Origin of the sequence: Parasutterella secunda (assembly GCF_024733725.1) — a bacterium.
Lineage (GTDB): Bacteria > Pseudomonadota > Gammaproteobacteria > Burkholderiales > Burkholderiaceae_F > Aphodousia > Aphodousia faecalis.
Window position 1 is genome coordinate 40,609 of the sequence record NZ_JANRHP010000002.1, and the last position, 20,387, is coordinate 60,995.

Below are 20,387 nucleotides of genomic sequence, written 5' to 3' on the forward strand. Positions count from 1 at the left end.
TTGGCAGATTCGTTACAATAAGCGTTCATATCGGTTTTTTTGATTTTTGGTCTGGAAACTTAAAATCTACAAAGAAAACCGCCATTTTTCTGTCCGTTATTTCCCTACCGGAGACGAACAGAGTTTGACTGCATTTTTAAAGTTTGATTTGGACACTACTGATAAATCATATTTATTAATTTATTCGTTAGGAACTCAAATGAGACAGCTGCCCCCCCCCGCACACAACTCTCAAATTAAAATCAATAAAATAGTCTTATATCGAGCTATCAGTTGCGTAATGCTGACCTTTTCGCATGGATATGCTTATGGAGACTCATTTATCAATATCGATACTGATGAGTTATATTCGTTCCGCACAAACCCCATTATCAACAACTCTGCAAATTTAGACTATATTAACGTCAATATAAGAAATGCATTAGTTGAACAGAATTCATTTGCGTTCGATATTAGCAATGCGAATAATCCAAACCAAGTGATCGTTACTGGCAACACCAATATTCATGTATCAGCAAATACTCTAGTGTCTGGCTGGGACCAAGGCAATTACATTCTTTACTCACGCAATGAGGGAAATTTAATCCACCTTCAAGGCAATGTAGACCTGGTTTTAGCACATGGGCCAAATATAGAGATAGAAGAAATCGGAGGAAATGCACTTTATGCTCGTAACGATGGGGAAATAATCCTTGGTACCAAAGGTAAAGATACTACGACCCGCCTTTGGGCGATTTCTTCTAAGCCTGATCTAATTTCCGCCAAAGACGGTGGTATTGTAACGGTTCACTCAACACGCAACCAGTTAGTTGGTTCCATCGATTTCCTAGGTTCACAATCAAGTAGTAATAATGCTTCGGCAGTGACGATTACCTTCAGCGGTGATGAATCTTATTGGTTCGGTGATGAGCTATCTTGGCAAAATGCTGATGTTACTCTAAACGGTCAAACGATTTCTTATCAAGATCTGCCCCAGAACAAAGATCAATTAAACCTCACCTTTGAAGACGGCGCTCAATGGATCTATTTCGGTTTTGATGCCGACCGCACAACGGATAGCTATTTTGCCAATACAATTGTCAAACGCATTTCGTCAATCACCCTACAAAACGGTGGAGTCATCAACCTTTTTGATGCACATGTCGATTGGCTTTTAGATCAAACCGGCCTGACCGATTTAATCAGCGGACAAGCCGAACATTACAATGTTGAACACAATTACGTTCGAATCGGTGACCTTAAGGGTTCAGGTGGCATTTTCCGTCTTGACCTTGATGCAGAAAATGTCGCTAATAGTGACATGATTTTTATCGAAGGCTCATCAAAGCCTGGCATGCACTATATTGAACCCTACAATTTAGAAAAACTCACAGACATTACCCCTGATAACACGTTGCGTTTTGCCACCGTTAAAACAGACTCCGGCGTAACTTTCGCAGATAAGCAAAACTTTTATGGTGAGTCGCTTTACGATTATGAGCTTGAGATTGCATCAGAAACTTATGATCCTGCCGATCCAAACAATGCGCAATATGAAGATCGTGTCGTTGATGACGGCGAAAACGCTCTTGCCTTTGATAATACCTACACCAACTGGATCATTACCCGCATTATTCGTTCCTCTTCCGCCGCCAGTTTAGCGATGACAGGCATCGGCTACGCAGCCTACGATACCATCACACAAATGGATAGTTACCATGATCGAGTTGACGGTCAAAGTCGTGCCAACAACGGACTTTGGGTTCGATACCGTTATGGCCACGGTGGCATCGACAATCAATACCGCCGAGACTATGACACACTTACGATTGGGGCACAATTGCTGCATAACAACGATCAATCCGCTGGCATTGCTGTTTCTTTGAATAACTCCGATGTTAACTTAGTTGATGTGACAGGTACGGGGGAATCCGACGGATATGAAGTAATGCTGTACAACACGTGGTTGCTCGGTTCTCATTACATAGACGTTGTCGGACGTATCGGACAATTAGATACGGAATTTAATGCCGTTAATCAAATCGGTACATTGTCGACAAGCGGTGACTTTGAGCAAAACTATTTTGCCCTATCCGGTGAGTATGGCTACCGCTATACCGATGACCAAAACGTTTTCTTAGAGCCACAATTACAGCTTCAATACACGCATATCAAATCTGAAAGCTACAAAACCAACCGAGACCTTTGGGCAGACATCGATTCTGCCAACGTGCTAACGGCTCGCGCCGGTGTTCGTGCCGGCAAAGAATGGAGCACCGCTAAGACTGCCGGTGAGGTATATCTGGCGACAAACGTTTTCTATCAATTCACAGACGGTCAAGACGCCAACTACACCGATGGCACAAACACGACTGATGTCACGTGGGGAGATCGGCACGCTTGGTTAAATATCGGCTTAACAGCCAATATGCAAATCCAAGATCACGTCAATCTTCAAGTACAAGTCTCAAAAGACTTTGCGGGTGACGTGAAGAATACTTGGTATGCTCAAGCTCGTTTGGGTTATCTGTTCTAATCTTTAAAATACTCGGGCAAGTCATTTGACCTGCCCGAACTTGTGTTTAAGACATCCGTCTCATGAATTTGAGCGGAAGTTTTTGCTTACATTTAATTTAGAACATGTAACGTGCACCGAGGTTCACACGCCAATCCTGGTCAATGTCTCCACCGAAGGTGCAACCAAGGTCAACAAAAGTGTTGACACTATCATTGACCCGGTAGTTCATACCCAAAGAGGCTTCGCCCCAGTTATCATCAAGTTCGTCCTTAAACGTACGAGTAACTCCGTCTGTAGTGAAGTCGTCTTCTACATCACCCAAGAAGTCATGATTGTATGATACCTTAGCGTAGGCAGAGCCCTTATCTTGAGCAAACGTTAACCCGCTCATCACACCAACTCGCGCAATCAAGCTTTCCATCGTGTCAAAGCTTACTTCACGCAAGTTAGTACGATAACTGTCGGAGGCCAAGTTACTGTAAGTCAATTGCAGTTGTGGCTCAATGAACCAATTATTCACTGTCCAGCGATGACCGGTTTCAATACCGAAGATCACACCGGTTAATGTGTAATCACCCTCTTCTGCGAAACCATTATTCAGTTTGTAATCGGCATCAACGCTACCGATCTTAAACATTGCATCCAAGAAGCAACCGTTATCGTTAAAATAGCTACCATAGAAACCCACACTGTAGTTATCGCTATCGGCACTACCGGCCGCGAGATCACTTTCGCCTTGCGTGTAGTCAAAGCTCATGCCGATCAAGAAATTCTTGCCAACACTTATATCAGCACCGATTTCAATCGTATTGTAATCGTGCGTGAAATCATCACCGTCGAAACTGCCGCCCGTATAGCGAGCCCAAACGCCAGCTGTTTCGGGCAATGTGCGCAAAGTACCCATGCGGTCGGACAAGGATGTTAATTCGGAGCGCCACATGTAGGCATTCGCCATAGCTAAATCATGAGCAGATGTCAACAAAGAGTTCGTAGAGGTCGTTGTTTTAACAACACTTCCGTCAGCATTTTGAGTATAAACGGCACCGTCTCCATAAATACCTTCATCAACGCTGACTTGTTCAAGCGTTTGATCACCCAGGTTTACGCCACTGAACAAATCAACTTCATCAGCTCCACCAGCCAACTCATCACTAACGTTGCCCGTGTAACCGACGTTGACATCGCCATCGCCCGTCACCGCAGTGACATCGAGTACTTTTTCTTGCTCAGTACCCATGCGACTAAGTTTGAAGCTCGCTTTAGAATTTGCATCAGTACTTAAAGAAGCTACCTTAAGACTATTTTCTGTACCCAATTCAAATTGCACAGTGCTATCAATTAAATTAATTGCTCCAGCACCATCGGCTAAATCTATCCTGTCAACGTTATTACTAAAATTTAACAGTAGTGTCCAAATCGGCCTTTAAAAGTACAGTCAAGATCTGTTCGCCTACAGTAGGGAAATAACGGACAGAAAAATGGCGGTTTTCTTTGTAGATTTTTAGTTACCACACAAAAAACCTAAGAAACCGCCATGGATATTCATTTTAACGAATCTGCCAACCAAAATGCTCCCATCAGCTTCTTCGCTCAAATCCTGAAGTATTTACCCCAAGATTGGATTCTTGAAGAAGATAAACGCCTCAGTCCCAGGTGTAACGCACGTAAATTTACTCTGTGGGATCAAATCGTTTCCTTATTGTTCTGCCATCTGGCTGGTTGTGATTCGCTCAGAGAGATTGAAGATGGACTCATTTCTGCTGTCGGCAAGCTTCAACATCTCTCAGCCAAAGCCATGGGCCGTACAACTTTGGCCTACGCCAATGAACATCGTCCCTATGAAATGACCAAGCGACTGTATTTTCGTTTGCTGCAAACTTACGGCAACCTATTTAGAGGGCATTTAGATCAAGACTTCAAACGACCGGTCTATGCATTGGATTCCACGACTATTTCTGTGTGTTTATCTCGATTTCAATGGGCTTATTATCGCCGCGCCAAGGGCGGTTTCAGGTTGCACACCGTGTTGGATGAAGATATTCAACTGCCGGTTGTCATGGACATGACCCATGGGAAAAGAGCCGATGTTAAGGCGGCTAAAGGGGCGATTGAAGCTATTGGTGCAAAAGAAATCACCGTAGTCATGGATCGAGGCTACAACGACTACGCCCTATTTATGTGGCTGACCCAACGTGGAACCAAGTTTGTTACCCGCATTAAAGACAATGCCAAGACGACGAAACTAAAGGACGATGTCATTGAAGAAACCCAATCATATGGGGATTATGGCTTTCGTTTTACCCAAGAGCAGGCCAAAAAAGTTTGTGGAGACACGCGATTCCGACTGGTGCAATGGTACGATTCGGACAATGATCGATGGTTTGAATTTTTGAGTAATGATTTTGACTTGAAGGTCGAGCAGATTGCGGATTTGTATCGTAAGCGCTGGCAGATTGAGCTGTTTTTCAAAAAACTCAAACAGAACTTAAAGATAAAGAGTTTCATTGGAACCACGGAAAACGCCGTGATGAACCAGATCTGGACAGCAGCCGTGGCGACGTTATTAATTGAGATATTACGACGCATCGCCCGTTATCACTGGAGTTTCTCCAGATTACTGAAGTTTGTCAGATTAAATCTGTTAACTCATAAAAAACTGGATGTATGGATAGATCGCCCGGATTTCAGAATCCCAAAGCAAGCCCCTCCAAAAAACATACCGCAAATGGAGCTTGTTTTTAATTAGAAAACGCAGGTAGGGCCTACTTTTGAGGCAACATTTTGGCAGCCCTGTATTTATTGGAAACAGGGCCATTAAAACAGGCTATGCACATTTTTGATTTGGCCAGCAGTGAATTTTGGTGAAAGGTCACAGCTGAAGACAACCCATTGATTTGCTGGTTCAAAATGACTACCCACCTCCAAGTCGATCAGTTGCTTGTGGGATGCTGCCAGCTAGCCATAGCCAACAGGCGCCAATGATACGATCTAATTTGGCGTCGGTTACCAATATCCGTTGAGCAAGCGTACAAATGTTTATACGGCTGCTGGTTATACCAAGGTTAGCGGTGAGAGCGAAGACCGTGATGTCGAAGCTAAGGCGACAGAAGTCGTTGCCGGTATCGTTCACAACTTCTAATCTGAGAAGTCTTCTAATCTAAGTTAACGCTGGTTTTCTACTACCTTCCGGCCGACTTGATTGAAGTGGGGGTGATCTCAAAGACGTTTGGGATTGCCCCTTTTTAGTATTTGAGCAGTGCTGATTTTAAATGCGAGATTTTGTAAGCCGATCGCTGGTTTCTCATGCAGTGTGCTTGTGAAATTGATTTTAGTTATTTACATAACCCCTCAAGATTTAGTTATTTAAAAAATTCTCTCTCAATTGTATTTCGTTTGAAATATCTTCGATAAAAACACAAATTCTCCATATTAATCGAAAAAATCTCCACAGATAGTGTGGCAACGAGTACAATCAAACCTAAATGCTTTAATACCATATATTGTGGTTAAAAAGTTTTTATCGTTAGTGGTCATACAAAGGAGATGGGGGTATGCATTGTCCTTTTTGTAAACATGAGCAAACCCAAGTGATTGACTCTCGCACAAGTGAGGATGGTACGACTATTCGTAGACGTCGTCGTTGCTTAAAGTGTGAAAAACGCTTTACCACCTATGAAAGAGTGGAACTTTCGATGCCTTCCATTATTAAGCGTGGAGGCGGACGTTGCGAGTATGACCAAAAGAAGCTTCGTGCTTCAATGATGCTCGCGTTACGTAAGCGTCCGGTATCGCGCGAGCGGGTGGATGAAGCAATTAACCGTATTGAGCAAAAGATGCTTGCACTAGGAGAACGGGAAGTCCGAAGCGATCGCTTGGGCGAATTGGTGATGGAAGAGCTGCGCGGTCTTGATAAAGTCGCCTATGTTCGCTTTGCCAGCGTTTATCGCAATTTTGAAGACGTTCAAAAATTTGCTGATATGGCTCGAGAGGTCTAGTCAGAGATGTTCTCTTCAGATCGAGACTATATGCGAGAGGCTTTAACGCTTGCCGCTAAGGCCCGTCCGATTAGTCCGCCTAATCCTTCCGTAGGTTGCGTCATTGTTCGAGAGGGCTCTGTTTTAGGCGAGGGCTTCACTCAAAAGGTGGGCTCTGATCACGCAGAGATTCAAGCGATTAAAGATGCAGCGGCAAAAGGGCATGATGTAAAGGGAGCGACTGTTTACGTGACGTTGGAGCCTTGCTCTCATTATGGGAGAACCCCTCCTTGTGCACTAAGGTTAATTAAAGAACAAGTGGCTCGAGTCGTTGTCGCGTGTTTGGATCCCAATCCGCTTGTGGCCGGCCGTGGTGTTGAAATGCTTCGGCAAGCCGGAATCACCGTGGATGTCGGATTGCTGCAAAAAGAGGCCTGGCAGATGAACGCAGGCTTTATGACACGAATGACAGAAAATCGCCCTTGGGTGCGCGCGAAAGTCGCGATGAGCCTAGATGGATTTACGGCTCTGACAAATGGAGAAAGTCAGTGGATCACAGGACCTGAAGCCAGGGAAGACGGCAGGCGCTACCGGTGTGAGGCCGGGGCAATTCTCACGGGTGTTGGAACGGTATTGGCTGATAATCCGTCGTTGACGGCTAGAGTGGATGGAAAGCTTCAATCAAGGCAACCATTGAAGGTTCTCGTCGATTCTCATTTGAGAGTTAATCCTGAAAATCATTTTTTTGATGAAGGACAGACACTTGTTGTTTGTGCCAAGGAAGATCTCGAAAAATCCCAGCGATTAAGAGAAAAAGGCGCAAAAATTCTGAGTCTTTCGGGCGAAAACGGTCGAGTTGATCTGCAAGCGCTTTTGAAGGAACTGGCACGACGTGAAGTCAATGAGGTGCATGTCGAAGCGGGAGCAACTTTAACCGGTGAAATGGTCCGATTAGGTTTAGTCGATGAGCTCTTATGCTACATTGCGCCGAAAATATTAGGACAGGGCAGAAGTGCTTTCGATCTTCCGCCCCTTCAATCGTTGTCTGATTGTGAAACATGGACAACGGTTCAGACGAGCCAAGTGGGCGAAGATGTTCGAATAATCTTACGAAAAAGGAAATAAAACGATGTTTACTGGCATTATTGAAGCAATTGGCAAGGTCCGCGAACCTGAAAAATTAGGTGACGGTGTTCGCCTGACGATTGACACACCGGCAGGCTGGCTTAAGGGGACCGAGATTGGCGAATCGATTGCGGTTAATGGCGCTTGCATGACCGTTGTTAATATTGAAGGAGATACATTTCAAATTGAGGTCTCCGCAGAAAGTTTGTCAAAAACATGTGGATTAGATACCTGGGGCGAAGTCAATTTGGAAAAAGCGCTCCGTGTTGGTGATCGATTGGACGGTCATATTGTTTCCGGTCATGTGGACGGTGTGGGCCAGGTGGAAGTGATGGAACCCAAGGCCGAAAGTTGGCATTTAGTGGTTCGTGCCCCCATGAAATTGTCTGCCTATTTGGCCTATAAGGGATCGGTGACAGTCAATGGAGTTTCTTTGACAATTAATGATGTTGAAGATACGCCGGTGGGCACTCGTATCTCCATTAATTTGATTCCGCACACCGTGGAAGTTACCACGTTAAAGCACTTAAAACCTCAGTCTTGGGTCAACCTTGAGATCGATACGATTGCTCGCTACGTGGAACGAATGATGAGCCTTAAAAACGATGATGGGCTCTTTTGATACAAAAGGAATCCAATCATGAAAACGCAGTTGTTTTCTCCTTACACAATTGGTCAGATGCAACTTCGCAATCGCATCAGTGTGCCGCCGATGTGTCAGTATCAAGCCATTGATGGAAAGGCTACAACTTGGCATAAAGTTCACTATGGCAAATTGGCTGGATCCGGTGCGGGACTTGTTTGTATAGAAGCCACGGCCGTGACGCCGGATGGTCGTATAACCGGTTCAGATTTGGGACTTTGGTCAGATGAGTTGGCGGGTTATTTTGCAGAAATCGTTCAGACAATGAAAGCGATAGATCCGACAACGAAAGTTGCTGTGCAAATTAGTCACGCGGGACGTAAAGCTTCTGAACGTGCTCCTTGGTTAGGCGGCCATCTCTTAGCGGAAGAAGGCGGATGGGAGCCAGTTGCTCCGTCTGCGGTGAGCGCCGGGGGTGATGCGCCGACTCCGAGGGAAATGCTTCCGGGTGGCATAGAAGCCACTATTCAGGCTTTTGCGAACGCCGCCGAACGTGCTCAGCGCGCAGGAGTTGATGCCATTGAAATTCACATGGCTCACGGCTACCTTTTGCACCAATTCCTCTCACCGATTTCGAATCTTCGCACCGATGAGTGGGGTGGAAGTTTTGAAAATCGTACCCGTTTGCCGTTGGCTGTTTTTGATGCGATGAAAAAGGCGGCCCCCAATGTCGAAATCGGGGTAAGAGTTTCCGCTACAGATTGGATTGAGGGCGGCTGGAATCTGAAAGAAACCCTCGAGCTTGTCGAAAGCCTTAAAGAAAGGGGCTGCGCGTTTGTTGATGTCTCAACAGGGGGCTTGCACAGCAGTCAAAAGATCAACGTTTCCTATGGCTATCAATTACCGTTTGCTCGTGCTGTTCGATTGCAAACCGGGATTCCGACAATTGCTTGCGGCTTAATTAAAGACGCGCGTCAAGCCGAAAGCGTACTCGTGGAAGGAACGGCGGATTTAGTCGACGTTGGTCGGCAAATGTTGCTTAATCCCCATTGGGGTTGGCAGGCTGCGCTGGAGTTGGGAGAAAAAGTGGATTTCCCACCCTCTTACGTTCGGGGAATGCACCGTTAAAAAATCTCTAGCGAATTGATTTTTCGTTAATTTTTGTACCGTTTAGGCGTGTTGTCCGCGCCCAAACACGGTACAATATGCCAATTTACATAAAGAACAGAATTTCTTCGGAGAAACACAATGTCCATGGACATTATTGAGAATTCCTTAGACGGACGCGGTTTGAAAATCGGCATTGTTCAATCTCGATTCAATGGGTATGCCGGCGAAGGCCTGTTAAAGGCTTGTTTGGCAGAATTAGATCGATTGGGTGTGGTTGAGGAAGACATCACGCTCATGCGCGTGCCGGGCGCTCTTGAAATTCCGTTTGCCCTTCAACAATTGGCCGCAACGGAAGAGTATGACGCTTTAATTGCGATCGGTGCCGTGATTCGCGGTGAAACATACCATTTTGAAATTGTTTCCAATGAATCGGCCTCCGGCATCATGCAGGTTGGTTTGGATTTTGATATCCCGATTGCAAACGCCGTGCTTACCACTGAAAACGATGAGCAAGCTCAAGCCCGCTTGCAACAAAAGGGCACGGATGCCGCGCAGGTTGCCGTTGAGATGGCCAATCTTCGTAAAGAATTTGAGTACGACATGGAAGATGGGGAGTAATCAATGACAGACGTTAAACCCCATCGCCCAAGCCGCGGTGCGCGTTCGCTTTCCAGAGAGTTCGCTCTTTTAGGCGTATACGAATGGTTGGTAAGCGGTGCGGATGCCGTGACAATTGAACGTACGCTTTTGAGCGTTTTAAGTGACGACGGTGAACCCATTGCCGGAGCGGCTATTGATGCAGCCGATTTTGAGCGCTGCGACAAGAAGCACTTCTCGGAGTTGTTGGCCGGTGTCATTGAACACGCAGAAGATTTGCAAGCGATTTTCTCCAAGCACGTTGATCGCGACATTTCACGCTTGTCCCTGGTCGAACGCTCGGTTCTTTTGTTGGGTACCTACGAGTTGAAATTTCATATTGAGATTCCGTACCGTGTGGTGATTAATGAAGCTGTGGAATTGGCTAAGCTTTTTGGCGGTTCCGATGGCTTCCGCTATGTCAACGGTGTGTTGGATAAAGTAGCCGCTGATGTGCGTGCGACTGAGGTGGGTGCGAAAAAGTAATTTTATGGGCCCATGCCTTAGTGAAACAGAGCTCATTTCTCGTTTCTTCAATTTCAACATCCCCGGTCAATGGCCTACCCAAGGGATCGGGGATGATTGCGCGATCATTCAAGTAGGAAACAGGCGTTTAGCGGTAACGACAGATACGGTTGCCTCGGGAACGCATTTTTTGCCCAATGCCGATCCCTACACGGTTGGCAAAAAATCTTTAGCTGTCAATCTTTCCGATTTGGCTGCCGCAGGGGCTGATCCTCGTTGTTTTTTCTTGGCGTTGTCGTTGCCTAAAAGTGATTCGTCGTGGCTTGAAGCCTTTAGCCGTGGTCTTTACGAATGTGCAAAGGAATTTGCTTGTCCTCTTATCGGAGGAGATACGACAAAGACTGCAAAAATTGGTCATTCTCAAGCGCCATTCAGTATCACGATCACGGCGATCGGAGAGGTTGAGCGGGGACTTACCCGCCAGGGGGCACAGATTGGTGACGACATTTGGGTAAGTGGAACGGTAGGGGATGCTTATTTAGCTTTGATGCTAAGAACGGGGCAGTGGACAGGAACTTGTGACAGCTATTTGGCTGCGGCGATGGATACGCCTGTGCCCAGAGTGGCGTTGGGGCAATTTTTGAGTCATTTTGCAACGGCTTGCGCCGATATCTCCGATGGCTTTTTAAAAGATCTTGGCAACATTCTTGTACGATCGAATGTTGGTGCTGAGGTTTATGTCGATCGTCTAGCAGTTAGTCCGCAATTAGCCCGGCGAACACAAGAAGAGCGCCGACAGGCTCAGTTGGCAGGGGGCGATGATTATGAATTGGTCTGGACCGCTCCGGAAAGCGCCAGACAACGCATCATTGATTACGCACAAAAATGTCAGGAAAATGGACAGCCGCTACTACTGACCAGAGTAGGAAAGGTTGTTTCAAGCGGTTTGAAACTTTTAAATAATGATGGTGGCGAAATTCAAAATACTTTCTATGGATTTGATCATTTCGCTCAGGAAAATGTTTGAAAAATATAGCAGTAACAATCCGGTCAATAGGATCCGAATGACTTGTGCCTTTGCATTCAGTCACCCGGCGCACATCATTGCTTCATTTTTTGCCAGTGGAGTGATTCGTCCGGCCCCAGGCACTTGGGGAACATTGGCCGGTTGGATTGTGTTCGTTTTGTTAGATCCTTGGATTCCATATACGGCTTGGTTTTTTATTGTAGCCGCGACCTTTTTTATTGGAGCTTGGGCTTGTCAGAAGACCTCAGAGGACCTGGGGGTTCAGGATCACGGTTCCATTGTGATTGATGAGGTCTTTGCTATTTGGTTGCTTTTGGCGCTGATGCCGCCGACTCTTTTGTGGCAGATCGCCGCATTTGTGGCTTTCCGTTTCTTTGACATTGTCAAGTTGCCGCCCGCGGATTACTTCGATAAAAAAATGAAGAATGGTTTTGGCATTATGCTCGATGATGCCATCGCGGCTGTTTACGCTTGGCTGATTTTATTTGCCGTGCAGTGGGTGTTGTACTGATATGGAACTTTTTGTTGAATTGTCTGAGCGAGTAGGTCGGTGCGCGTCGGCGCACAAAGCAGTGCTGGCCACGGCGGAGTCCTGTACGGCCGGAGGCATCGCTTGTGCAATCACTCAAATTGCAGGATCAAGTGAATGGTTTGATCGAGGTTTTGTCACCTATACCAATCAATCTAAAGAGGATTTGCTGGGTGTGAAGCATGAAACGCTTTGTCGCTACGGAGCTGTCAGTGAGCAAACCGCCTCTGAAATGGTTCTCGGCGCTTTAAGCCGATCAACGGCAACGGTTGCGGTGGCTGTAACCGGAATTGCGGGGCCCGGCGGTGCTGTTCCCGGCAAGCCCGTTGGAACCGTTTATTTGGCCTGGTGCAAAAAAGGAGAAATCCCTGTTGTTAAACGACATCAGTTTTCCGGTGATCGCAACGCTGTGCGCGAGTCGACTATAAGGACGGCACTTGAAGGTCTTTGTCATTTGATTGAGAAAAATTGATAGGAATATTTTTGAATCGTTGGTGAATGAAAAATGGACAATTGGTTTAATGTTCTTTGCCTTTTAGCCCTGATTTTCTTAAACGGTATTTTTGCGATGAGTGAAATCGCATTGGTGACGAGCCGAAAAGCCCGTTTGCAGATGAAAATTGATGACGGAAATTCCGGAGCGAAAGTTGCTCTTAAACTCAACGAGGAACCCACACGAGCGCTCTCTGCCATTCAGGTTGGCATTACCTCAATCGGTATTTTGTCCGGTATTGTCGGTGAGGCTGCTTTAGCAACGCCAGTGGCGGCTTGGTTAAATGAAAGTTTCGGTGTAGAAGTCAATACGGCCCGTGCAGTGGGATTGCTTTTAGTGGTCGTTTTAGTGACTTATTTCTCCATCGTTTTGGGTGAATTGGTTCCGAAACGTTTAGGACAAATGAATCCGGAAGGTGTTGCTTGCCGCATCGCTCCGCCGATTAATTTTTTAGCTGTTTTAATGGCGCCCTTCGTGAAATTGTTGTCGGTTTCAACGGATCTGCTTTTGAAACTGACTGGAAAGCAAAATGTAGAGGAAGCGGCTGTAACTGAAGAAGAAATTCACCAAATGGTGGTCGAAGGCAGTGAGGCCGGAACCATTGAAGTGCAAGAGCGTGACATGGTGCGCAATATTTTCCGATTGGATGACCGCACGATCGGTACATTAATGACTCCGCGAAATGAAGTGGAATGGATTGATATTCAGGACGGAGCACAGGAAAACATTAAAAAATTGGTGACTTCGAAACATTCGAGATTGCCGGTTTGCGATGGTTCGCTTGACGATATCAAAGGTTTTTGCTCTACCCGTTACCTTTTGCAGCAGATTGTAGACACCGGGGAAGTGGATTTCACCACACACTTGATACCGGCTGTTTATGTGCCGGAATCCTTAACCGGTTTGGAACTTTTGGATAACTTTAAAGAAAATGACGTTCCGCTTGCCATTGTGGTTGATGAGTATGGTTCCGTGCAGGGTATTGTCAGTCCTCGCGATGTGCTCGAAGCTATTGCCGGTGAATTTAAAAACGTTCCGGGAGAGGAAGACTGGGCAATTAAACGTGAAGATGGGTCACTTTTGGTCGATGGCATGATGCCGGTGCCGGAGTTAAAAGACCAGTTGAACCTTAAACAGTTGCCCAATGAAGCTGACGGCCGTTACAACACATTGGCCGGAATGATTATTTGGATGACTGGTCATTTACCGAAGACCGGAGATGTCGTAACGTGGGACAACTGGCGCTTTGAGGTTGTTGATATGGATGGCCGACGTATCGATAAAGTGTTGGTCTCTTGCATTGAAGAAAAGGCTGAGTCTGAAGCAGGATCGGGGCAAGAAAACTAGCCTAGTGTCGGATAAGGCAATGGCCGCAAAATTTTCTTTCTGCGGCCATTAATATATTTAGGCTAATTTGCTGTATTCCTCATCACCGACTGGTTCGCACCATTCGTTTTTGGCCCCATCGGCAGGGACTTCAATGGCGATGTGAGCAAACCAACTGTCAGGTGCAGCTCCATGCCAGTGTTTAACTTCCGGAGCGATATTGACGACATCCCCCGGATGAAGTTCCTGCGGCTCTTTTCCCCATTCCTGGTAGTAGCCGCGTCCAGCGGTGACTAATAAGATTTGTCCGCCCTTGTGGTGAATATGCCAATTGTTGCGGCAACCGGGTTCAAAGGTGACGTTGGCTGTCACAACACCGCTCGTTGTGAGCATGTTGAGATAACTCTGTCCAATAAAATATTGGGCGTATGCATCATTTTTGGCTCCTCGGGCAAAAGGTCCGAATTTTTCTCCTGTCATCATCAGTCTCCAATAAAAAGCTTAAGACAAGCCAAAGCTTAGACTCGGAAACGGACAAAAACCTCCGCAGTAAAAGCATATTTTTGCTCATTTGTTTCATGCGGAGAAAAAAAAGTCCTGCGCATGGCAGGACCAAAAAAGTTCCCTAAGGAAGGAGCTATATTATTCGATGACATTCTATTGGGGAAATGCCATCGGGTTTGACCCTTAAGAAGTATAGGTGGGTTTAATATTCTGTACAATGAAATTATCTTGATTATTTAATTCAATTTTCTTGAATGATTGACCTTGATGATTTACGGACGGTTTTGGCCGTTGTGGAGACGGGCGGAGTCATAAAAGCGGCTCAATCGCTGCATCGGGTGCCTTCTGCTGTCAGTATGAGATTGCAGAATTTAGAAAATCGTCTATCAGTAACTTTATTTGAAAAGCGCGGACGTCAATTGTCTCCGACTTCTCACGCTTTAGCACTGGCAGAAGATGCCAGAAAAATTCTTTCACTTGTTCGGGAGACCGAAAGCAAAATCCTCGATGAGGAACCTCACGGTGTACTGCGCTTTGGATCAACGGACCACTTAGTGGGGACACGGCTTAGTCGTCCGATTTCCAAGTTGCTTAAGCACTATCCAAAAATTGATTTGTCATTGAAAGTTGCTCCAAGTGAGCGCATTAAAGAAGCTATTTTGTGCCGAGAATTGGATGCCGGTGTTGTGCTTCACTCTAAGGGTGACGGACGGTTGACAAGTATTCCGCTTTTTAGAGAAAAACTGGTTGTTATCACTCAAAAAAATCGTTTTGTTTTAAAAGAAGAGCTCTCGACACAGACCGCTTTGGTGTTTCATACCACGGGTCAATATTACAGCCGTTGTTTGGAGTGGTTTGACTATATGGGAACAATGCCAGCTCGAATCGTTGAACTTCAGTCATATTCAGCCATTGTCGGTTCTGTGGCTGGCGGTTTGGGTTTTGCCATTGTGCCTTTTTATTGGTTAGAACAATTTAATTGTTTTGACATGGTTTCGATTCATCCCTTGCCCAAGTCCCTAGCCTTTGTTCAAGTTGACTTAATGTATTTGCGGGCAGAGAACTCTCCCAACATAAAAGCGCTTAAAGAAGTGTTATTACAAAAGAGTTTTAAATAAGAATGCTTGAGGTAGTGTTCTCCCTTAAGGGATAGCCAGAATAATAAGTAAAACCTTGTAAATTAAGTTGATAGCAATCAAGTAGACCGATAACAAGAACAAAGCTCAATAGTACGTAGTAATAGAATCGAAATTGCAGATGATAGAAAGCGGACGTTGTCTATTGTCTGTGTGTTTGCGTTCTAAGTGGAGTAAACACAAAAAATATAAAAACTCTCCTGTTTTTTATGGAGCCATATTATGGTTTGGTTACATTTTATTTTCCTTTTTGCCATTATTATCTACGCGGCTAAATTGGGTGGAATCGGTGTAGGTATGGCTGGCGGCCTCGGTATGGCGGTCGCCGTTTTTATTTTCGGTATCCCGCCCGGACCGATGCCTCTTGACGTGATTTTGATCATCATGAGTGTGCTTTTTGCATGCTCTGTGATGCACGTCGCTGGCGGTATGGACTATATGATTCGTGTCGCTTCGCATATTTTGCGCAGTAATCCGAAGTACATCAATATCCTCGCTCCGGCAATCGCCTTTACGTTGACGATTTTCTCCGGTACGGGCTTTACCACGATGGCCATTTTGAACGTCGTTCAAGAAGTGGCTAAGCAAAATGGTGTTCGTCCCTCTCAACCGTTGACTTCGGCTGTGGTGGCTTCCCAAATCGCTATTTCCGCTTCTCCCATCTCTGCTGCTACGGCCGCCATGTATGTCGTGGTTGAAAAGATGGGCGTATCTTTCGGCGATGCCCTCATGGTGATTTTGCCTGCCGGTTTGTTCGGTGCCGCTGTTGCTTCTTTGATCTCTGCCTTCCAAGGCGTTGATCTCGCTAAGGACCCGATCTTCCAACAACGTATGAAGGAAGGTCTCGTTTCGATGACGAGTAAGGAAGAACTTGAAAAGCCGTTGCCGAAGGGAGCCAAGCTTTCTGTGGGCTTGTTCCTCTTGGGCGTGCTCTTCATCGTTTTGATGTTGCTCTTTAAGCAAGAGATCGGTCATACATTAGGCTCTCGCGACATCATCGTTATCACGATGCTCTTCATCTCGATGCTGATGTACTGGTTCTGTGATGTCAAGCTCACGAAGATTAAGGAATCCACGATCTTCCATGGCGGTTATGAATCCTTGGTTGTGATTCTCGGTATCTGCTGGTTTGCTTCTACCGTTATTGAAATTTATGTTCCCTCTATTAAGGAACAAGCTACGGTGTTGCTCGGCCAATACCCGGGTCTCTTGGCTTTGGCTTTCTTCTGCGTGTCTGCTTTGCTCTTCTCGCAAGGTGCGACCTCCGCATTGCTCGTCCCGGTGGCTGCCAGCCTCGGTTGCGACGCTCCCATGATTTTGGCTTGCTTCGTTGCCGTGTCCGGTATCTTCGTGACGAACGTTTACCCGACTTCCGCTTTCGCCGTTTCTTGCGACGATACGGGTTCTTACATGGGTAAATGGAGCGGCTCGTTTGTGATTAACCACCCCTTCTTCCTGCCGGGTTGCTTGGGTTTGGCTGCCGCTATCCCGTTCGGTTTCTTGCTTGCCAGTATCGTTTTCTAATTGGCAATTAAGAATTCAGTGAACTGAAAGCAAAAAAATCCCCGAAAGATCGAAATGGTTTTTCGGGGATTTTGAATGAAAAAGCCCAAGAAAAATCTTGGGCAAACTTGTTTTAGCGTTTAATTTTTAAAGGCCTCGAGCCTGATTGATTTTGTCTCGAGTTTCCTTAGCAACACGTGCGGCGGCTTCTTTGAAATCTTCTTTTTTAGAAGCATATAAAATCGCGCGGCTTGAATTAATCATCATGCCGCATTTATCAGTCGTTGCGCCGGCATTCACACAAGCTTGAATATCTCCGCCTTGAGCGCCGACTCCGGGTACGAGAAGGGGAAGGTCACCAACAATGGAACGAACCGCGGCAATTTCATTGGGATAGGTGGCGCCGACCACTAACCCTAACTGGCCGTTTAAGTTCCAAGGACCCGCAGCTAATTCAGCCACTCTTTGGTAAATCGGTTTACCGTCCACTTTCAGCATTTGAATGTCGTTGCCGCCTGGATTGGATGTTCGGCACAACAAGATGGCTCCCCGGTCTTCATACTCAAGATACGGTTGAACGGAGTCAAAACCCATGTAAGGGGAGAGCGTTACGGCATCTGCTGCATAACGCACAAACGCCTCTTTGGCATAGTGTTTTGCGGTAGAGCCAATGTCACCGCGCTTAGAATCCAAAACAACCGGAATGCTCGGGTAGTGTTGGTGGATGTATTCAATAATGGCTTTGAGTTCTGCCTCGGCTCCACAGGAGGCAAAGTAAGCAATCTGAGGCTTAAAAGCACAGGCAAAAGAGGCGGTTGCATCTACGATGGCTGTACAGAACTCGTAGTAACAATCTTTCTTTTCTTTGATGCTGTCGGGGAAGCGGTTTTTGTCCGGATCCAATCCAACACACAAAAGTGATTGACTTTCAATCCAACGGTTTTTAAGTTTTTCGATAAAGGTCATGATTTCTCCCACCAAACATATTCTGAAAATTGTACTGGAGTGTTGCAAAGTTGCCTACTTGAAGCAATTTTTTGCCAATAGAGAAAAAGTATTTGACGCCCAAAAGAATTGCTTTTTATACTCAGAAACACTTCTGATCCGTCGGTAAGAAATCTTGATCCGACGAATTCTTTTGTTTCCCATTTTGAGAAAATGTTTGGTTTTATTGAGGGTTGATTCGTGAACGAGGCGATGGAACTTTTTCTGGATTCATTTTGGGATATTTTATTGCCGGGACTGTTGGTAACGATTCCGCTTACAGCCCTATCGTTTACGTTTGCACTGATCATCGCGGTTATTGTGGCCTTGATTCAGTTTGCCAATGTCCCGATTCTTACCCAACTTGCCCGTTTTTATATTTGGATTATTCGCGGCACGCCGCTTCTGGTTCAACTCTTTATCGTTTTTTACGGCTTACCTCACGTTGGTATTTTGATTGATCCTTTTGTCGCGGCCGTTGTTGTTTTTTCAATTAATGAGGGAGCCTATTGTTCAGAGACGATGCGTGCGGCATTGGAATCGGTTCCTAAAGGTCAGCTTGAAGCAGGTCTTTGCGCCGGTATGAGTTGGGGGCAAACCATTCGCCGCATTGTTTTGCCACAAGCCTTTCGAACAGCATTCCCCACACTGGGTAATTCCCTTATTTCCATGGTGAAGGATACGTCTTTGGCAGCCAACATCACGGTGACAGAAATGTTTATGACCACGCAGCGTATTGTGGCCAGAACGTACGAACCTTTACTGCTTTATGTTGAAGTAGGTTTGATCTATCTAATTTTTTGCACGGTATTGACCAAACTGCAAACGAGTGGAGAAAAGCGTTTGCAAAAGTACGGTCGCCGTTAATGCGTGGGAGCTCAAATGATTGAAGTGAAAAATTTACGAAAATCGTTCGGCGACCTGGAAGTAATTAAAGGGGTGGATCTGAATATCAATAAAGGTGACGTCATCTCCATTATCGGTCCAAGCGGATCGGGAAAAACGACGCTTTTGCGTTGTATGAATTTTTTAGAAAAGGCCGATGCCGGAGTGATGACCTTTAATGAAAAAACATACGATATGAGTCGGATGCACCGCCAGGATATTTTGGCTATTCGCAAAAAGACGGCTTTTGTTTTTCAAAATTACAACCTGTTTTTCAATAAAACGGCATTGGAAAACGTAACCGAAGGACTCATTGTCGGACGAGGGGTTTCGAAAGCGAAAGCATTGGATATAGGACGAGCACTATTAAAACGAGTGGGTCTTGAAGACCGACAGGACTATTACCCTTCGGAATTGTCCGGTGGACAGCAACAGCGGGTAGCCATTGCTAGAGCCTTAGCGGCTGAACCAGAAATCATTTATTTCGATGAACCGACTTCAGCTCTCGATCCGGAATTAACGCAGGGTATTTTGACTCTGATGCGTGAAATGGCCGATGACGGAATGACAATGCTCGTGGTTACGCACGAAATGAGTTTTGCTCGCAACGTATCCAATAAAGTTTGGTTTATGGATGGGGGCGTTATGGTGGAATCGGGAAGCGCCAAAGAGTTTTTTGAGCATCCGAAGGATTCTCGTACAAAAGCGTTTTTGCAAATGACCGAAGAAGAAAGCGCTAAAGAATAATTTCAAAGGATATGAAAATGCTGAATCGTCGTACTTTTCAATTGGTTTTGCCCGTCGCTTTGTTATCTATTGTGCTTGGAATAAGCGGCTGTTCTAAAGAAGAACCTGTCGATGCGCAAACGTCGGCAACTCAATCCGGTCAAGATCTTTTGGATCAAATTCGTACCAAAGGAAAAATTGTGATTGCGACGGAAGGGACTTGGTCGCCATGGACCTTTCATGATCAGTCAGGCAAACTCACTGGTTACGACATTGAAGTCGGTCGTTTAATTGCTCAAAGGTTGGGAGTTGAGCCGCAATTTGTGGAAGGAAAATGGGACGGACTGTTGGCAGGTATTTCAGCCGGTCGCTATGACATCATGATTAACGGTGTGGACATGACGCCTGAGCGAGAAAAAGCCTATCGTTTTACAGAACCTTATGCCTATAACCGTACGGTCGTTATCGTTTCCGATCAAAATACTGAAATTAAATCCATGCAAGATTTAAAAGGTAAACAGACCGCGAATACTATTTCGAGTACCTATGCAGAAATTGCAGAAAAATACGGTGCAAAAGTGGATGGTGTTGACGATTTGAACCAAACTTTTGAATTGCTGTTGAGCGGTCGAATTGATGCAACATTAAATGCCGAGGTGGTCTATTACGACTACAAAAAAGTCCATCCACAGGCTGCTGTAAAAATCGCCGCTATTGCTGATGAAACAACTTCTGTCGGTATCCCTCTGAAAAAAGAAGGAACGGAAAAATTGCAAGCCGAACTCAATAAAATTCTCAATGATTTAAGAGCATCAGGGGAACTATCCAAGCTTTCAACACAGTTTTTCGGTACAGATATTTCTAAGAAATAAAAGCGAGATTGA

General features: G+C 45.6%; 21 protein-coding genes. 18 read left to right on the plus strand and 3 right to left on the minus strand.

The genetic code is table 11. The annotated features are described in order from the left end of the window. Nucleotides 1–526: 526 nt before the first annotated feature. Nucleotides 527–2,515, plus strand: a complete 1,989-nt coding sequence (locus NW199_RS02060) for an autotransporter outer membrane beta-barrel domain-containing protein (protein ID WP_258333489.1) — start codon at nucleotides 527–529, stop codon at nucleotides 2,513–2,515. A gap of 97 nt (nucleotides 2,516–2,612) precedes the next feature. On the opposite strand, the gene NW199_RS02065 is transcribed toward NW199_RS02060, so the two are convergent. After that, nucleotides 2,613–3,824: an autotransporter outer membrane beta-barrel domain-containing protein gene (locus NW199_RS02065; RefSeq protein WP_258333490.1), complete on the minus strand. Its 1,212-nt coding sequence runs from the start codon at nucleotides 3,822–3,824 to the stop codon at nucleotides 2,613–2,615. 207 nt (nucleotides 3,825–4,031) lie between these two features. Between NW199_RS02065 and NW199_RS02070 the strand changes: the two genes are divergently transcribed. The 12 genes from NW199_RS02070 (at nucleotide 4,032) to NW199_RS02125 (ending at nucleotide 13,786) form a co-directional block, all read left to right on the plus strand. Then, nucleotides 4,032–5,243: an IS4 family transposase gene (locus NW199_RS02070; protein ID WP_258333491.1), complete on the plus strand. Its 1,212-nt coding sequence runs from the start codon at nucleotides 4,032–4,034 to the stop codon at nucleotides 5,241–5,243. A gap of 270 nt (nucleotides 5,244–5,513) precedes the next feature. After that, entirely contained in the window at nucleotides 5,514–5,636 is a 123-nt protein-coding gene (locus tag NW199_RS02075) for a hypothetical protein (RefSeq protein ID WP_258333492.1), read from the plus strand. A gap of 412 nt (nucleotides 5,637–6,048) precedes the next feature. Then, complete coding sequence (gene nrdR, locus NW199_RS02080) at nucleotides 6,049–6,492, plus strand: transcriptional regulator NrdR (protein ID WP_022473149.1); 444 nt, start codon at nucleotides 6,049–6,051, stop codon at nucleotides 6,490–6,492. A 6-nt stretch (nucleotides 6,493–6,498) separates the two neighbouring features. Then, entirely contained in the window at nucleotides 6,499–7,596 is a 1,098-nt protein-coding gene (gene ribD / locus NW199_RS02085) for a bifunctional diaminohydroxyphosphoribosylaminopyrimidine deaminase/5-amino-6-(5-phosphoribosylamino)uracil reductase RibD (protein ID WP_258333493.1), read from the plus strand. A 4-nt stretch (nucleotides 7,597–7,600) separates the two neighbouring features. Beyond that, entirely contained in the window at nucleotides 7,601–8,218 is a 618-nt protein-coding gene (locus tag NW199_RS02090; RefSeq protein ID WP_249092580.1) for a riboflavin synthase, read from the plus strand. A gap of 18 nt (nucleotides 8,219–8,236) precedes the next feature. Further along, nucleotides 8,237–9,307: an NADH:flavin oxidoreductase/NADH oxidase gene (locus NW199_RS02095; protein WP_258333494.1), complete on the plus strand. Its 1,071-nt coding sequence runs from the start codon at nucleotides 8,237–8,239 to the stop codon at nucleotides 9,305–9,307. Between the two features lie 120 nt (nucleotides 9,308–9,427). Further along, a complete protein-coding gene (gene ribH / locus NW199_RS02100) occupies nucleotides 9,428–9,907 on the plus strand; it encodes a 6,7-dimethyl-8-ribityllumazine synthase (protein WP_258333495.1) in 480 nt (159 codons plus the stop codon). A gap of 3 nt (nucleotides 9,908–9,910) precedes the next feature. Next, complete coding sequence (nusB, locus tag NW199_RS02105) at nucleotides 9,911–10,411, plus strand: transcription antitermination factor NusB (protein WP_022473154.1); 501 nt, start codon at nucleotides 9,911–9,913, stop codon at nucleotides 10,409–10,411. Nucleotides 10,412–10,415: 4 nt separating this feature from the next. Next, nucleotides 10,416–11,417, plus strand: a complete 1,002-nt coding sequence (gene thiL / locus NW199_RS02110; RefSeq protein WP_258333496.1) for a thiamine-phosphate kinase — start codon at nucleotides 10,416–10,418, stop codon at nucleotides 11,415–11,417. Nucleotides 11,418–11,454: 37 nt separating this feature from the next. Further along, nucleotides 11,455–11,928: a phosphatidylglycerophosphatase A family protein gene (locus NW199_RS02115; RefSeq protein ID WP_249092584.1), complete on the plus strand. Its 474-nt coding sequence runs from the start codon at nucleotides 11,455–11,457 to the stop codon at nucleotides 11,926–11,928. Between the two features lies 1 nt (nucleotide 11,929). Continuing rightward, nucleotides 11,930–12,418 (plus strand): CinA family protein, encoded by a 489-nt coding sequence (locus tag NW199_RS02120; protein WP_022473156.1) that lies wholly within the window; start codon nucleotides 11,930–11,932, stop codon nucleotides 12,416–12,418. Between the two features lie 33 nt (nucleotides 12,419–12,451). Continuing rightward, nucleotides 12,452–13,786 carry a hemolysin family protein gene (locus tag NW199_RS02125; RefSeq protein ID WP_249092586.1) on the plus strand — a complete coding sequence of 445 codons (1,335 nt, stop codon included), beginning with the start codon at nucleotides 12,452–12,454 and terminating at the stop codon, nucleotides 13,784–13,786. Nucleotides 13,787–13,843: 57 nt separating this feature from the next. Here the strand turns inward: NW199_RS02125 and NW199_RS02130 are convergent, their stop codons facing one another. Continuing rightward, nucleotides 13,844–14,245: a cupin domain-containing protein gene (locus NW199_RS02130; RefSeq protein WP_258333497.1), complete on the minus strand. Its 402-nt coding sequence runs from the start codon at nucleotides 14,243–14,245 to the stop codon at nucleotides 13,844–13,846. Nucleotides 14,246–14,523: 278 nt separating this feature from the next. Here NW199_RS02130 and NW199_RS02135 point away from each other — a divergent pair, with 278 nt between their 5' ends. Continuing rightward, nucleotides 14,524–15,387, plus strand: coding sequence for a LysR family transcriptional regulator (locus NW199_RS02135; protein ID WP_258333498.1), 864 nt, complete (start codon nucleotides 14,524–14,526; stop codon nucleotides 15,385–15,387). A 240-nt stretch (nucleotides 15,388–15,627) separates the two neighbouring features. After that, nucleotides 15,628–16,929, plus strand: coding sequence for an anaerobic C4-dicarboxylate transporter (locus NW199_RS02140; RefSeq protein WP_249092589.1), 1,302 nt, complete (start codon nucleotides 15,628–15,630; stop codon nucleotides 16,927–16,929). A 126-nt stretch (nucleotides 16,930–17,055) separates the two neighbouring features. Here NW199_RS02140 and pyrF read toward each other — a convergent pair whose 3' ends face one another. Continuing rightward, nucleotides 17,056–17,874, minus strand: a complete 819-nt coding sequence (pyrF, locus tag NW199_RS02145) for an orotidine-5'-phosphate decarboxylase (protein WP_258333499.1) — start codon at nucleotides 17,872–17,874, stop codon at nucleotides 17,056–17,058. 231 nt (nucleotides 17,875–18,105) lie between these two features. Between pyrF and NW199_RS02150 the strand changes: the two genes are divergently transcribed. The 3 genes from NW199_RS02150 to NW199_RS02160 are packed head-to-tail and all read left to right on the plus strand — an operon-like array spanning nucleotide 18,106 to nucleotide 20,375. Further along, the gene (locus NW199_RS02150) at nucleotides 18,106–18,759 is read left to right on the plus strand and encodes an amino acid ABC transporter permease (RefSeq protein WP_283162572.1); all 654 of its coding nucleotides are present in this window, start codon (nucleotides 18,106–18,108) and stop codon (nucleotides 18,757–18,759) included. Between the two features lie 15 nt (nucleotides 18,760–18,774). Continuing rightward, complete coding sequence (locus NW199_RS02155) at nucleotides 18,775–19,524, plus strand: amino acid ABC transporter ATP-binding protein (protein ID WP_249092592.1); 750 nt, start codon at nucleotides 18,775–18,777, stop codon at nucleotides 19,522–19,524. 17 nt (nucleotides 19,525–19,541) lie between these two features. Next, entirely contained in the window at nucleotides 19,542–20,375 is an 834-nt protein-coding gene (locus tag NW199_RS02160) for a transporter substrate-binding domain-containing protein (protein WP_249092593.1), read from the plus strand. The last annotated feature ends 12 nt before the right edge of the window (nucleotides 20,376–20,387 follow it).

Excerpts from the sequence above, each read along its gene's own strand:
- NW199_RS02070 (WP_258333491.1), top strand. The coding sequence starts at position 4,032 with ATGGATATTCATTTTAACGAATCTGCCAACCAAAATGCTCCCATCAGC.
- nrdR (WP_022473149.1), top strand. The coding sequence starts at position 6,049 with ATGCATTGTCCTTTTTGTAAACATGAGCAAACCCAAGTGATTGACTCT.
- ribD (WP_258333493.1), top strand. The coding sequence starts at position 6,499 with ATGTTCTCTTCAGATCGAGACTATATGCGAGAGGCTTTAACGCTTGCC.
- NW199_RS02090 (WP_249092580.1), top strand. The coding sequence starts at position 7,601 with ATGTTTACTGGCATTATTGAAGCAATTGGCAAGGTCCGCGAACCTGAA.
- NW199_RS02095 (WP_258333494.1), top strand. The coding sequence starts at position 8,237 with ATGAAAACGCAGTTGTTTTCTCCTTACACAATTGGTCAGATGCAACTT.
- ribH (WP_258333495.1), top strand. The coding sequence starts at position 9,428 with ATGTCCATGGACATTATTGAGAATTCCTTAGACGGACGCGGTTTGAAA.
- nusB (WP_022473154.1), top strand. The coding sequence starts at position 9,911 with ATGACAGACGTTAAACCCCATCGCCCAAGCCGCGGTGCGCGTTCGCTT.
- thiL (WP_258333496.1), top strand. The coding sequence starts at position 10,416 with ATGGGCCCATGCCTTAGTGAAACAGAGCTCATTTCTCGTTTCTTCAAT.
- NW199_RS02115 (WP_249092584.1), top strand. The coding sequence starts at position 11,455 with ATGACTTGTGCCTTTGCATTCAGTCACCCGGCGCACATCATTGCTTCA.
- NW199_RS02120 (WP_022473156.1), top strand. The coding sequence starts at position 11,930 with ATGGAACTTTTTGTTGAATTGTCTGAGCGAGTAGGTCGGTGCGCGTCG.
- NW199_RS02125 (WP_249092586.1), top strand. The coding sequence starts at position 12,452 with ATGGACAATTGGTTTAATGTTCTTTGCCTTTTAGCCCTGATTTTCTTA.
- NW199_RS02130 (WP_258333497.1), bottom strand. The coding sequence starts at position 14,245 with ATGACAGGAGAAAAATTCGGACCTTTTGCCCGAGGAGCCAAAAATGAT.
- NW199_RS02135 (WP_258333498.1), top strand. The coding sequence starts at position 14,524 with ATGATTGACCTTGATGATTTACGGACGGTTTTGGCCGTTGTGGAGACG.
- NW199_RS02140 (WP_249092589.1), top strand. The coding sequence starts at position 15,628 with ATGGTTTGGTTACATTTTATTTTCCTTTTTGCCATTATTATCTACGCG.
- pyrF (WP_258333499.1), bottom strand. The coding sequence starts at position 17,874 with ATGACCTTTATCGAAAAACTTAAAAACCGTTGGATTGAAAGTCAATCA.
- NW199_RS02150 (WP_283162572.1), top strand. The coding sequence starts at position 18,106 with ATGGAACTTTTTCTGGATTCATTTTGGGATATTTTATTGCCGGGACTG.
- NW199_RS02155 (WP_249092592.1), top strand. The coding sequence starts at position 18,775 with ATGATTGAAGTGAAAAATTTACGAAAATCGTTCGGCGACCTGGAAGTA.
- NW199_RS02160 (WP_249092593.1), top strand. The coding sequence starts at position 19,542 with ATGCTGAATCGTCGTACTTTTCAATTGGTTTTGCCCGTCGCTTTGTTA.